The 12,533-nt window shown below is 39.4% G+C and carries 14 protein-coding genes; 1 reads left to right on the top strand and 13 read right to left on the bottom strand.

The features are described from left to right. Nucleotides 1-58 precede the first annotated feature (58 nt). Nucleotides 59-928 carry a YitT family protein gene (locus tag FC748_RS09925; protein WP_024364258.1) on the top strand — a complete coding sequence of 290 codons (870 nt, stop codon included), beginning with the start codon at nucleotides 59-61 and terminating at the stop codon, nucleotides 926-928. A 105-nt stretch (nucleotides 929-1,033) separates the two neighbouring features. Here FC748_RS09925 and FC748_RS09930 read toward each other — a convergent pair whose 3' ends face one another. The 13 genes from FC748_RS09930 to aroB form a co-directional block, all read right to left on the bottom strand. Further along, nucleotides 1,034-1,708 (bottom strand): zinc metallopeptidase, encoded by a 675-nt coding sequence (locus FC748_RS09930; protein WP_024364259.1) that lies wholly within the window; start codon nucleotides 1,706-1,708, stop codon nucleotides 1,034-1,036. A 60-nt stretch (nucleotides 1,709-1,768) separates the two neighbouring features. Then, nucleotides 1,769-2,365, bottom strand: a complete 597-nt coding sequence (gene lhaT, locus FC748_RS09935; protein ID WP_025219081.1) for a lipoprotein heptaprenylglyceryl N-acetyltransferase LhaT — start codon at nucleotides 2,363-2,365, stop codon at nucleotides 1,769-1,771. Nucleotides 2,366-2,570: 205 nt separating this feature from the next. Next, nucleotides 2,571-3,344 carry a menaquinol-cytochrome c reductase cytochrome b/c subunit gene (locus tag FC748_RS09940; protein WP_025219080.1) on the bottom strand — a complete coding sequence of 258 codons (774 nt, stop codon included), beginning with the start codon at nucleotides 3,342-3,344 and terminating at the stop codon, nucleotides 2,571-2,573. A gap of 42 nt (nucleotides 3,345-3,386) precedes the next feature. Beyond that, on the bottom strand, nucleotides 3,387-4,061 hold the full coding sequence (qcrB, locus tag FC748_RS09945) for a menaquinol-cytochrome c reductase cytochrome b subunit (RefSeq protein ID WP_024364262.1): 675 nt from the start codon (nucleotides 4,059-4,061) through the stop codon (nucleotides 3,387-3,389). A gap of 22 nt (nucleotides 4,062-4,083) precedes the next feature. Continuing rightward, a complete protein-coding gene (locus FC748_RS09950; RefSeq protein ID WP_024364263.1) occupies nucleotides 4,084-4,587 on the bottom strand; it encodes a QcrA and Rieske domain-containing protein in 504 nt (167 codons plus the stop codon). 155 nt (nucleotides 4,588-4,742) lie between these two features. Beyond that, nucleotides 4,743-5,192, bottom strand: coding sequence for a DUF2487 family protein (locus FC748_RS09955; RefSeq protein ID WP_024364264.1), 450 nt, complete (start codon nucleotides 5,190-5,192; stop codon nucleotides 4,743-4,745). Between the two features lie 151 nt (nucleotides 5,193-5,343). Beyond that, nucleotides 5,344-5,901, bottom strand: a complete 558-nt coding sequence (locus FC748_RS09960; protein ID WP_024364265.1) for a ReoY family proteolytic degradation factor — start codon at nucleotides 5,899-5,901, stop codon at nucleotides 5,344-5,346. A gap of 14 nt (nucleotides 5,902-5,915) precedes the next feature. Beyond that, entirely contained in the window at nucleotides 5,916-7,184 is a 1,269-nt protein-coding gene (locus tag FC748_RS09965; protein WP_029747404.1) for a tetratricopeptide repeat protein, read from the bottom strand. Nucleotides 7,185-7,471: 287 nt separating this feature from the next. After that, nucleotides 7,472-8,761, bottom strand: coding sequence for a 3-phosphoshikimate 1-carboxyvinyltransferase (gene aroA, locus FC748_RS09970; RefSeq protein ID WP_108030409.1), 1,290 nt, complete (start codon nucleotides 8,759-8,761; stop codon nucleotides 7,472-7,474). 101 nt (nucleotides 8,762-8,862) lie between these two features. Beyond that, a complete protein-coding gene (locus FC748_RS09975; protein ID WP_025219078.1) occupies nucleotides 8,863-9,960 on the bottom strand; it encodes a prephenate dehydrogenase in 1,098 nt (365 codons plus the stop codon). Continuing rightward, complete coding sequence (gene hisC, locus FC748_RS09980; RefSeq protein ID WP_108030408.1) at nucleotides 9,957-11,057, bottom strand: histidinol-phosphate transaminase; 1,101 nt, start codon at nucleotides 11,055-11,057, stop codon at nucleotides 9,957-9,959. Before hisC ends, FC748_RS09975 begins: the two co-directional genes overlap by 4 nt. 18 nt (nucleotides 11,058-11,075) lie before the next feature. Beyond that, on the bottom strand, nucleotides 11,076-11,444 hold the full coding sequence (gene aroH / locus FC748_RS09985) for a chorismate mutase (protein ID WP_024364270.1): 369 nt from the start codon (nucleotides 11,442-11,444) through the stop codon (nucleotides 11,076-11,078). Then, on the bottom strand, nucleotides 11,441-12,532 hold the full coding sequence (aroB, locus tag FC748_RS09990) for a 3-dehydroquinate synthase (RefSeq protein ID WP_024364271.1): 1,092 nt from the start codon (nucleotides 12,530-12,532) through the stop codon (nucleotides 11,441-11,443). Before aroB ends, aroH begins: the two co-directional genes overlap by 4 nt. Between the last annotated feature and the right edge of the window lies 1 nt (nucleotide 12,533).

Below are 12,533 nucleotides of genomic sequence, written 5' to 3' on the forward strand. Positions count from 1 at the left end.
AATAAAATGACAGATAATAGAATCCACTACTTCATAGCTAAGAACTACAGGAGGTCTTATGTTTAAACAGATTAAAATACGTAATATTATCGCAATAATGCTCGGAGCAGCCATTTTTAGCTTTGGTTTTGTACACTTTAATATGCAAAATCATTTAGGTGAAGGCGGTTTTAGCGGAATTACCCTTGTTCTCTATTTTACACTAGGTTGGGATCCCGCATTACTTAATTTACTGTTGAATATTCCAATGTTTATTTTAGGTTGGCGCTTACTAGGTAAAAAATCTTTTATTTACACATTAATTGGTACCATTTCAGTATCAATTTTCCTGAAAATTTTCCAGAAATACCAATTCACTATTCACTTAGAGGATGATTTATTTCTCGTGGCATTGTTTGCCGGTATCTTCGTTGGACTTGGACTAGGAATTGTGTTCCGCTTCGGAGGTACAACTGGTGGTGTGGATATATTAGCACGTCTCGGACATAAATATCTAGGCTGGAGTATGGGGAAAACCATGTTTATATTCGATGCCATTGTTATTTTATTATCTTGGCTAACATTTTTAGATGCACGTTCAATGATGTACACGCTTGTCGCTGTATTCGTAGGTGCTCGTGTTATTGATTTTGTACAGGATGGCGCCTATTCAGGGCGTGGCGCACTCATTATTTCAGAAAAATCTAGTGCGATAGCGGATATGATTACTTTGCGCATGGAACGAGGTGTCACGATTTTAGAAGGTCACGGTCACTTTACAAAACAAGCAAAAGAAGTAATTTACTGCGTTGTTGGACGCAATGAAGTTGTACGCTTAAAATCGATTATTCATGAGGTCGATCCGCATGCTTTTGTCTCTATTTCAGAAGTTCGGGATGTTGCGGGAGAAGGCTTTACGCTGGACGATCAAAAGCAACCTTTACATTAAGGTTCACATATTGCAGTAGCGCAGATTAAATAGATTCTAAAATACTGGCTATGTAAATAAATTAAAAAAACTTGTTATAGTGGTTAACCCACTATAACAAGTTTTTTAGTCGTCACTACGCATATTTGTAAATATTAATATTAAACGTAATAATTCTAATACAGCTACTGCTGCTGCTGCCACATAAGTTAACGCAGCGGCACTTAACACTTTACGTGCAGGGCGTTCTTCTTCATTGGTAATAATACCAAGGGAATTCATTTGCACTAATGCACGCTTCGATGCATCGAATTCAACTGGTAGCGTAACTAATTGGAACACTACGCCTGCTGCTAATAGGACAATACCTAGTAATAACATGTTTGATAACCCAGAAAAAATACCAATCATAACGAATATCCAAGATGCGTTTGATGAAATATTTGCAACTGGTACAAGCTTACTACGTAAAGTAAGCATTGAATATGCCTCTTTATGCTGAATAGCATGACCTACTTCATGGGCAGCAACTGCTGCGCCAGCAACACTTGCTTCATAGAAATTGCTTTCTGATAATGCGACTGTTTTTGTCGCAGGATTGTAGTGATCAGATAACACACCTTGGGTTGGCACAACTCGCACATCGTACAAACCGTTCGCATCTAAGATCGCCCTAGCTACCTCAGCACCAGTTTGTCCCTTCATGGTACGTTCCTTTGCAAACTTTTTATACGTACCTTTTACCTTCATCTGTGCGTACAATGGCAGCAGCATAATAATCGCAAAATAAACAATATACATGCTTGTTGACAATTTTCTAACCCCTTTCTATCTCGATACTATAATTCTATAGAGATTTCCCTAATTGGGCAAATATTTGCGCCACCTAATTGAGAAAATGGCGATAAAAATACAAGCAATTGATAACCAAAATGTAAAATAGCCAATGATACTTGTATAGTCTGCTAAATCACGGTACATTGGCATTTGTCCAAATACATAGTCAATAACATCATTGTGCAAAGTCCATACCGCAGCAAAAGCAACATGCCAATATGAAAATACATATTTACCGATATAAAGAACACCTTGGACAGCCATCGCAAAATGTGAAGCAATCAGCATCCAACCTTGCCAGCCTATATAGCCCGTTTCAACTAGCGTCCAAAGATTCATCACATCCGCCCAAATACCATATTTAACCAATGTCACAAGCGCTAATACTTCCATCAATGGCCATCGTTTTCCTAAAATCCATGCCAGCAGCACAAAACAAAAAAATAAACTAGCAGTGGGACTATCTGGTACAAAAATATAAAAAATGGGCTTTGTTATCGCAAGTTGCCAACCATACCAGTAATAGCCGTAAATGGTTCCTAACAAGTTAATAAGCAGTAAAATGATTAAAAATGTTTTATGCGTAAGGAGATACCAAATGTTTGCAGGCGTTATTTGCATGATTAAAACTCCTTTACTATCCGTCTATTCTAAGATGTCTTTTTTCCTCGATTTTTATGTATGATGTGACGGCTGCGCTTCTTAGTCCACTATGTCATATCGTAGTTTCCTTTCAAAGCTGTGCCTTATTAAGTATATCGTAAACATCCATATAATTTTGATAAAAACTAGAAAAAAAGAGTCAGTTTCCTGACTCTTTTTGAAATTATTCAGCTTTTAAGCTTTCGATAAACTCAGCAAGCTTTTGAAGATCTTCATCAGATCCTGTCCATAGACCTGCTGGCATTTTACCGCTAGGCGTACCATTGTGTGCGATATCCTTAATTTCATCAGCTGTTAAGCCAGTGTTCATAAGTGTTGGCGCACCAGCACCACCTTCTAAGCCTTCACCGTGACATGTAATACATGCAGAGCCGGCATAGATTTGGTAACCTTCTGAGCCTTTATCGAACTCTACAGTTTCCACGATAGCACCTTGAATTTTTTGAGCTTCCCAGTCATGATTAACAACTGACTCCCAAGTTAAATAGAACATAGCAGCCAATGTTAATAACATAAACGCAGTTGGTAACGGACGTTTAGACGGACGGCGTTCTGGACTCTTATCTAAAAATGGCATTAATAATAGCGCTCCAAATGCTAGACCTGGAATGACAATTGCTCCGATAACATTATATGGACCAGAAGCAAATGAGTATTTTAAGAGTTGGTACATGAATAAGAAGTACCAGTCCGGTAATGGCGTGTATGCTCTTGTTGGATCAGCTGGCCCTTCAAGTGGAGATGGGTGAGCGACTGTTAACAGTAAATAACCGATTAAGAAAACAGCACCTACCATCCATTCTTTTAGTAAGAAGTTCGGCCAGAAAGCTTCAGTTTTACCTGGATATTCGGAATAATCCTTTGGAACGTTCGGCATTCTGTGATTCGCTTTGATACGAGAATCGCCGACAAATTTCATTCCTTTTCCGCGATGCATAGTGTCCCCTCCTTTAAAAAATCATCGAACCGTCAAGAAGTATTACAACGGCCCTGAAATTCCTTGACGACGAATCATGATAAAGTGTGCTGCAAGTAACCCAAACAATACTGCAGGCAAGAAGAATACATGAATCGCAAAGAATCGTGTTAACGTTTGAGCACCAAGAATAGTACTGTCACCCGCTAATAATACTTTAATCATCGAACCGATAAACGGTACAGATGCTGCAATTTCGATACCTACTTTAGTAGCGAATAATGCTTTCATATCCCATGGTAATAGGTATCCTGTAAAACCAAGACCCATCATTACTCCAAAAATACCTACACCAACCATCCAGTTTAACTCACGAGGTTTCTTATAAGACCCTGTGAAGAATACACGAAGCGTATGTAAGAACATCATTACAATTACTAATGAGGCTCCCCAGTGGTGCATACCGCGCACGATTTCACCAAATGCTACTTCGTTTTGTAAATAATAAACTGACTTCCAGGCATTCACGACGTCTGGTACATAGTACATTGTTAAGAACATACCAGAAAGAATTTGAATTACTGTGATGAAAAATGTTAATCCACCAAAGCAGTAAACGAATGCTGAAAAATGGTGTGCAGGGTTCACGTGCTCTGGCACTTCGTGGTCGGCAATATCACGCCAAATTGGTGTAATATCTAATCGTTCATCGACCCAATCATAAATTTTATTTAGCACTGAATTCGTACCCCCTTACAAATTAAACTAGAGTATTTGCTCTTGCTGGACCAATCATTAAATAACCATCTTTTTCTTGTACTTCAAATTCATCCAACGGACCTAGAGGTGGTGTACCTGCAATGTTTGCCCCGTTTTTCTCGTAACGCCCTGCATGACAAGGACAGAAGAATTGATCTGGGTGTGCTTTATCGCCACCCCAGTCCACCATACAACCTAAATGCTTACAAACTGGTGATAGAGCAATTATTTGGTCGCCACTTTTGTAAACCCAAGCTACGTTTGTAACGTTAGATTTGTACCATGCGTCAACTTGTTCAAAAGTAAAGTCAACTTTAATTGGCTGTTCAGTAATGTCGGCGACTTTATGTTCGGTTTTGATAAAATCCCCACCTTCATGCTTTTGTAAGACTGGGTCAATTGCAAAACGAACCATTGGCATCAACATACCTGCCGCCATAAATCCGCCAACACCAGTAAGTGTGTAGCTTAGAAATTGACGACGTGAAACTCGATTGTTACTCATCCTTTTCCCCCCTCTAACTTTAAAGGTCAGTCCAACGGACATACTTTTACAAATAGTAATACTAGGACATATCTATGATATATCAAGTCCATAGCTTGGTCAATATAGCATTCTGTGGAAACCTGGAGAATGTGAACATTTATTGAAACAAATTGCTAAATTTGTGACCATTTAGTCGAAAATACAGGGATTACTTGCCGTAACTGATCTTCGAGAATGGTGTTTTTCACGCCTTTATCCATGGATTCTAACGGAATAGCTGGCAACCAAATTATATTTACTACATCTCCAATATTTGTCCAAAAATGGTCACAAGTAATGAAGAACACATGCTTAAAACCAGCAGTATGTAATTGTGCTTCTAATTGCGCTGGCAATTCTTCGTTTTTCAAGGTCGTACTATATGAAAATGGTGGCATCACTAGTAAACGTCCTTTAAACTGTTGTTCAATAAAAGCCGTTAACGATAATAAGTAATCTGCTTCTGCGCCACTTTGCTTCAACTTTTCAGCAGCAAAATCGATCCCTACGAGTGGTACAATCGCTGTATCGATAAAATCCTTCTGCGCTAAAAAAGATGTTACATCGTTTGCATTAAAATACATCCAACAACCCTCCTTACGATTACAAAATAAAAATGCCCTTTTCCACTCTTTAATAGGATAACCAATAAAAAGTGAAAACAATCATTCACTAGTCATGTTACCATATAGAGGTGGAGAAAGGGCATTCAATTTTTACCTATTCGGCTTGAGATTATTGTAAATTAGCAGTTTCCTTTAAAACTTGTAACAAATTAGACAATTCATAAAATCGTTCTTCATCGCCCTTATCTAGAGCTTCATCAATTTGCGCAAGTAATTTTTCTTCTTGGAATACGAGTAAACTATTGGAAAGTAACTCTTCAGCCAGTAAACGATCCTTTTCACTAACAATCAATGTTTCTGGCATATAAGGGTTTTCTTCAAGAACTGCTAAGTATTGTGCACTTGGCGGTATATTTGGAAAGTTCAATTGTATATACATATCTTCTTGCTCATGTAAACGTAAGTCATGGAAAGATTTCTCGGCATCGGCTGTCATCACATTGCCTTTATAAAAACGAAATGGTACACCTGTTGAGTCTACTGTAGACATCACCATTGCTCTAGGACAATAGTGTGCTTCTTCTACAAACCGTATTCGTTTTAACAACTCATCATTACTTAATAAGTAATTTAAAATCCATACACACTCACGACGTTTTAATTGGTAATTTTTCAAAAACCAGCGAACAAATGCTTTTTTATCGACAACTGATACAGAAGCAGTCATACCCACTCCCTCCTTTACTCTAATTCTAAGCCTTCTAACATCTCTTGCCATTGTGGTTCACCTGGCTGAAGCTTGATTAAATGACCGATTACCTCTTTAACCTCTGAACGCTTGCCTTCTTCTAATAAGAAATAAACATATTTCTCTAAAAATGCTGCGTCTTCCTTAAAATCAGTATATGCCAAACGGTAAAATTCGTATGCACGGTCGTACAATTCTAAATTTGCATATGCGTCGGCAGCGTAAGGGTATAAAGTGTTCCACTCAAAATCATTTTTTTGCAATGTCTCAAATAATTCAACAACATCTTCAAAACGTTCTTGCTGTGTCAGTATAGAGATAAGTGTTAATACTGCCTCCATATATTCAGGATCTAAGGCAATCGCTTCACGTAAATAACTTTCAGCTTCATTTGGCAATGCATTTTTTAATGCCATTTTACCTGCGAATAAGAATAATGATTTGTCGTACTCATCACGCTTTAAACCTTCTTTAATGGCAGCATATGCTTTTTTATTGTCTTCCGTCATAGCATAACTTTCCGCAAGTAATAAATAAGCAGAGAAATAATCAGGATCCAATTCCTTTAAGTCCTCTAATTGTTTAATCGCCATTTCATATTTTTGTGATTGGAATGCAGCGTATGCTGCGCCAAATAAAATATCTGGCTTCACTTCGTCCTCAAGTGCTGCTAAATAATAGTCTAAAGCTGTTTCATAGGCAGCGCCTGCACGATATACTTCAGCTAATCGTTCAACGAGACTGATACCTGCAAAGTCTTCCTGCTGTTCATGTAATTCTTCATAAAGGCGTGCGGCCTCTAGAAAACGTCCTGTCTCAAATAACAGCTCGGCTTTAGCAAATTGTAGTAGTGGCTCATCAGGTAAGATGGCTAGCGCTTCATTAATGCGCTTTTCTGCTACCTCAAATAACCCTTGCATTTGATAATAATCAGCTAGCACTAGTAATGCTTGCGGGTACTCTGGAGCGGTATCTTCGACTGCTAACAACATGTCTAACGCCTCGTCCTCATCACCAAGCTCCATTAAAACATTGGCACGATCAATTTTTAATTGTGCCTCTTCAGGGAATAAAAATTGCAAATGCTCCAGTACACGGTCCGCTTCTTTCATATACCCATATTGCATAAAAACTTCCGCCAGTGCGTAAATTTCCTCAGGTAACTCCTTCATTAAAAAAGATTCGAGTAGCTGGTCTATTAAAGCTAAATCCCCTTGCTCAAGTGCTTGCATCATTTCAGTCATCGCATTATTCACAGTCATTCACCTATTCTTTCTTGTATATCTTTATGCTACAAAATATTTTCTTTCGAAACAAGAAAAAACTCCCCAAAAGGATTGGGGAGTCCAGACTTTAGACAACCCAAAGAATGACGCATTTGTCTACTGTCTTGTTTGATTAAAAATACTTTTACATTATTACTGCCTGTATTAATTGACAACCTACTGTAAAATACTAGAATTACAGCCAACTGCTACATCAACTAAACTATCATGTAAGAAATTTAAACGATAGAGAATGGCAATAGATGAAAGCATACACTTGCAGACTATTTCTTCACAGCTTCAACATGCTCGAAAAACGATGGGTAGGATACAGCGATGCATTCCGCATCATCTAATGTCACTGCACCATTCGTAATTAAAGCTGCCACAGCGCCCATCATACCGATACGGTGGTCTCCGTATGTTTTTAGGCTAGCCCCTTGTAATGGCGTAGGCCCTTCAATCACCATGCCATCCTTAGTTGCTTCAATACGTGCACCAAGTTTTTGTAGTTCATCCACCACAGCCGTAATCCGATCTGTCTCTTTAACCTTAAGCTCCTCAGCATCTTTAATAATGGTTGTACCGTGTGCTTGTGTTGCTAAAAGTGCAAGAATCGGAATTTCATCGATTAGTCGTGGAATTATATCGCCTTCAATAATTGTCCCTTTTAATGTAGACGTTTCAATTGTAATAGTTGCTGTTGGCTCAAATTGATCGTCTTCATTTGGCACTACTGTCATCGACGCCCCCATATTTCGAAGCACTTCAATAACCCCATCACGCGTTGGGTTAATGCCCACATTTTCTAAAACAACTTTACTATTTTGGCAAATAGCACCCGCCACTAAGAAAAATGCTGCGGAAGAAATATCTCCTGGTACCGACACATGTGTTCCTAATAGTGTTTGTCCACCTTCAAATGAGATAACGCCTTCCTCCACAGTTAGTTGTGCCCCAAATTGACGTAACATGCGCTCTGTATGATCGCGAGAAATTTCCGTTTCGCGCACTACTGTTGTGCCTTGCGCACGTAAACCTGCTAGTAAAATAGCAGATTTCACTTGTGCACTCGCAACAGGCATTTGGTAGTCTATCGCTTGTAGCGTTGAACCCTGTATGGCAAGAGGTGTATATTGTCCATCTGCACGTCCCGTAATATGAGCACCCATTTGACGTAGTGGATCGATGACACGTCGCATCGGACGCTTCCCAATTGATGCATCCCCTGTCATTACAGAATGTACGTTAGAGCCTGCTAGAATGCCAAGCATTAAGCGAGTCGTTGTACCGGAGTTCCCTGTATAAAGCACTTCGCTAGGCTCTTGCCATGCTTCCATCCCTGCACTTTCAATTGTTACATTTGTACCGTCCACATCAATTTTGACGCCAAGCTTGCGGAAGCAATCAATTGTGCTTAAACAATCCTCTCCAAGTAGAAAGCCATCCACCGTTGTTTTCCCTGTTGCGATAGCGCCAAACATAACTGAACGATGTGACACTGATTTATCACCTGGGATTGTTAAGTGTCCTTGTAATGATGGTTTATGATACTGTAATACTTTTTCACTCATCGTTATCTCCCGCCTCCATATGAAGATAGAAAGCGCCGATATATCGACGCTTTCTTCATTATTAGTAATCCAACGTCTGTTCTTAACGTGAATGCACTTACCTATGAAATATATGTTTCAAATTTTGCACGCTGTTGAATACATGCAGCTGCACGCTCACGATCACTTTCACTTTGTAAACTAATGACAAGTATACCGAAGACATCTTCGCGAGATTCTACGATACGTAAATTAGTAATACTAATTTTTTCATCTGCAAGTAAACCTGTTACTTCAGAAATTACCCCTGGGTAGTCAGGAACATCGACATACAAATCAAACGACGTGAACATTGCCCCAGCACTAATTGGTAATTCATCACGAAGCTCCTTAGCAATTGCAAAATAGTTTTCAATATCAGCAGAGCTTCCATTTAGTAAAAGCTCCTTCACACGATTCATTTCGGATTGCCATCCCTCAAGCTGGGCTACTAATTCATCACGATTTTGTAGTGTAATATCACGCCATAATATCGGATTAGATGATGCAATACGCGTGACATCACGGAAGCCCCCTGCTGCCAGTGAGCGTGTCATCGGATACTCACCATTTTCTCCGCCTAATTGATGCACAAGAGATGCCGCAATAACATGCGGGAAATGGCTAACTACGGCTGTCATATGATCGTGCTCACGTGCAGATACACTAACAACTTTGGCATGAGTGAATTTCAATAGACTTTCAAGCTGGGCCATATTAATAATTTCTTCACCCGCTAGTGGTGTTAACATATAGTACGCATTTTCAAAAAGATGAGCCTTTGCCGCTAAAACACCACTTTTATGAGACCCTGCCATCGGGTGTCCACCGATAAAGGTAATACCTAATTCACGTAACTCCCCAGCTTTTTGCATAATCATTTTTTTCGTGCTACCTGTATCTGTTACAATCACTTTATTTTTTAACGGCCATGTTTTTAATTGTTCCATCCACTCAAGTGTAGCGTTAACAGGAGTCCCAAATATAATGATATCAACTTCTGCTGCAACATCTTGTGGATTTGTCACAATGTCATGAACAATATTTAATGTTTTAGCATGTTCACGTGTTGTTTCGTCCATATCATAGCCTATAATTTTTGTGTTAGGTGCTTTTTGTAAAGCAAGAGCAATCGAGCCCCCAATTAAGCCTAAACCAATTACAAGTACTTTGCGTGTCATGCAAAAACTCCTTGTTCTTGTAACACGGCTTCAAGATGCTGTAACAACGCCGCATTTTGCGCTTCAGTACCAATAGTTACACGAATAAAACCAGGGGCACCTAAAGCGTTCCCACTGCGAATAATAAACCCGCGCTTCATAAGTTCCTGAAAAACAACATCACTATTAGCTTTCGTATCAAATAAAATAAAGTTCGTATCAGATGGGTAGTATTTCAAATTATGCTTTTCACAAAAATCAACATATTGCTTTTTACCTAGTTCATTTGCTTTACAGCAATTTTTAATATAGTCTTGATCATTTAATGCAATCGCCGCAACTGCTTGGCTTAAAATCGTATTGTTAAACGGTGCACGCACTGGATCTAGTTTAGCAATGACTTCAGGTTGACCAATTGCGTAGCCTACTCGGAAGGAAGCAAGACCGTATGCTTTTGAGAATGTGCGCATTAATAGTAGGTTTGGATACTCGTTAATTAATGGTAGTGTTTCTTTATGACCAGGGTGTGTCACATATTCGATATACGCTTCATCTAACACGACCAGTACATCGCTTGGTACTTTCGCTAAAAACGCTCGTAAATCCGTATCTGCAATGACAACACCTGTTGGATTGTTCGGGCTACATACCCACACAATTGAAGTATGCTCGTCAATTGCTGCCGCCATAGCATCCAAGTCATGTGCACCATCAATACAAGGAATTTTACGAACTTCTGCGCCTTCAATTTCAGCATTATGAGCATATTGTGAGAATGATGGATCTGCCATGATTGTATTCACACCTGGATACAACAGCGCACGAGTAAGAATCGCAATAATATCATCTGAGCCATTGCCAAAAAGAAGCTGTGTTTCCTTGACACCTACATGATTTGCTACAGTTGTACGTAAGTTTTGCGCATAGCCGTCTGGATATAATGCATGGTTTACTGCACTATTGTGTAAATATGCTGTTACCTTAGGGGAGCAACCAAATGGGTTTTCATTTGATGCTAACTTTACGACTTCTTGTAAGCCAAATTCACGTTGTACTTCTTCAATTGGTTTACCTGGCTTATATGCTTGCATCCCGTCCAATTGTTGTTTCCATTTCATCTCAAACATCTCCTCTTATTATTTAGCTTGGGCTAAATCTGGTCTTAATTTGATTGCATCATTTAAATAAATATGCTTTACATCTTTTTGCGCCATTTCGACATTCGCATGAATTAACACGCGTATGCATAATGGCAAAGCTCCAGGCACGTCCATTTCATGCATACACATGACAGGAACATACTGCCAGCCTTCCATTAACCTAACAGCACGCGCTGGAAACGCTGATGTAATATCCGGCGTTGTCGAAATGACAATAGAAGCAATATCCTCTACCGCAACACCGTTTACTGCTACTACTTCACGTACTAACCTAGCTGTCTCATCCCATACAAGCTCTGGCTTGTCCAATTCAATTGTAATTGCGCCTCTTAAACCACGAATCATCCAAGCACCTCCGCTAATAATTGGCGGAATTCTGCATCTATTTCTTTGCATTCTGCTAACTCAATTGGTCGCACAAAAGGTTTCCCAATTTCTTCTAGCAGGACAAATTGTAATACACCATATTCCGCTTTTTTATCTTTTAATAAATATGTTGTTAACTGTTCAAATGAATAATCATTCACCGCTTCGAAAGGATAGCCGTTTTTTACAGCAAAATGTAAAAATGCTGTTGTAAAGTCACGATCCAGCTTACCATATCGCTCACTCAGTAAAAGACAATACACAAGACCAATCATTACTGCCTCACCATGTGCGACTTTCCCATAACCTGCTGCTGCTTCAATAGCATGGCCATATGTATGACCTAAGTTTAAATATTTGCGCACAGATTGTTCCGTTTCATCTTCAGACACAATTTTCGCCTTTACCTCAATGCCAGCCTTTAGCTGTTGAGCCAATTCCGTTGTACTAAAATGAATGACTGATTCAGCCCCCATTAATTGCTGTAGCCAGGAAGCACTTGAAATCATCGCATGTTTTATGACTTCAGCTGTTCCCGAACGCACCTCACGCTCTGGCAAACTCTCAATAAAGAGCGTATCGTATATTACCCCTTCAGGCTGGTAGAAGGCACCAATCATATTTTTGCCTAGTGGATGATTGATAGCTGTTTTACCTCCCACTGCTGAGTCATGTGCTAAAATCGTCGTTGGGATTTGAATAAACGGTACTCCTCGCATATAGGTAGCTGCAACAAAGCCTGTTAAATCGCCAACTGCTCCGCCACCAAAGGCAAAAATAAATGATTTTCGTGAACATTTTTGTTCAAGTAAGAAAGTTTGTGCTGCATTGTATTGCTCAAAAGTTTTACAAGCTTCACCACCCGGTAGCACAAAGACCTCAAAGTCATATGGGAAATGGCCCTTAAAATATTCCCCTTGGGCAGCCCACACATTGGCATCTGTAAAAACAATGAGTTTATCTGCTTTTTGCAGTTTATCGTCAAATGTTTTGACTGCTTCAGCTAAAAAATTATGCCCAAGCACTACTTCATACTGATGTGATGTTGTCGCTACTGGTACACGCATA

Source organism: Lysinibacillus sphaericus, from assembly GCF_005217585.1.
Lineage (GTDB): Bacteria > Bacillota > Bacilli > Bacillales_A > Planococcaceae > Lysinibacillus > Lysinibacillus sphaericus.

What these genes read in the sequence shown, in the direction of transcription:
- lhaT (WP_025219081.1), bottom strand. Translation starts at nt 2,365, where the DNA reads ATGCAAATAACGCCTGCAAACATTTGGTATCTCCTTACGCATAAAACA.
- FC748_RS09960 (WP_024364265.1), bottom strand. Translation starts at nt 5,901, where the DNA reads ATGACTGCTTCTGTATCAGTTGTCGATAAAAAAGCATTTGTTCGCTGG.
- aroB (WP_024364271.1), bottom strand. Translation starts at nt 12,532, where the DNA reads ATGCGTGTACCAGTAGCGACAACATCACATCAGTATGAAGTAGTGCTT.
- FC748_RS09930 (WP_024364259.1), bottom strand. Translation starts at nt 1,708, where the DNA reads ATGTATATTGTTTATTTTGCGATTATTATGCTGCTGCCATTGTACGCA.
- hisC (WP_108030408.1), bottom strand. Translation starts at nt 11,057, where the DNA reads ATGAAATGGAAACAACAATTGGACGGGATGCAAGCATATAAGCCAGGT.
- aroH (WP_024364270.1), bottom strand. Translation starts at nt 11,444, where the DNA reads ATGATTCGTGGTTTAAGAGGCGCAATTACAATTGAATTGGACAAGCCA.
- aroA (WP_108030409.1), bottom strand. Translation starts at nt 8,761, where the DNA reads ATGAGTGAAAAAGTATTACAGTATCATAAACCATCATTACAAGGACAC.
- FC748_RS09965 (WP_029747404.1), bottom strand. Translation starts at nt 7,184, where the DNA reads ATGACTGTGAATAATGCGATGACTGAAATGATGCAAGCACTTGAGCAA.
- FC748_RS09955 (WP_024364264.1), bottom strand. Translation starts at nt 5,192, where the DNA reads ATGTATTTTAATGCAAACGATGTAACATCTTTTTTAGCGCAGAAGGAT.
- FC748_RS09950 (WP_024364263.1), bottom strand. Translation starts at nt 4,587, where the DNA reads ATGAGTAACAATCGAGTTTCACGTCGTCAATTTCTAAGCTACACACTT.
- FC748_RS09925 (WP_024364258.1), top strand. Translation starts at nt 59, where the DNA reads ATGTTTAAACAGATTAAAATACGTAATATTATCGCAATAATGCTCGGA.
- FC748_RS09940 (WP_025219080.1), bottom strand. Translation starts at nt 3,344, where the DNA reads ATGCATCGCGGAAAAGGAATGAAATTTGTCGGCGATTCTCGTATCAAA.
- FC748_RS09975 (WP_025219078.1), bottom strand. Translation starts at nt 9,960, where the DNA reads ATGACACGCAAAGTACTTGTAATTGGTTTAGGCTTAATTGGGGGCTCG.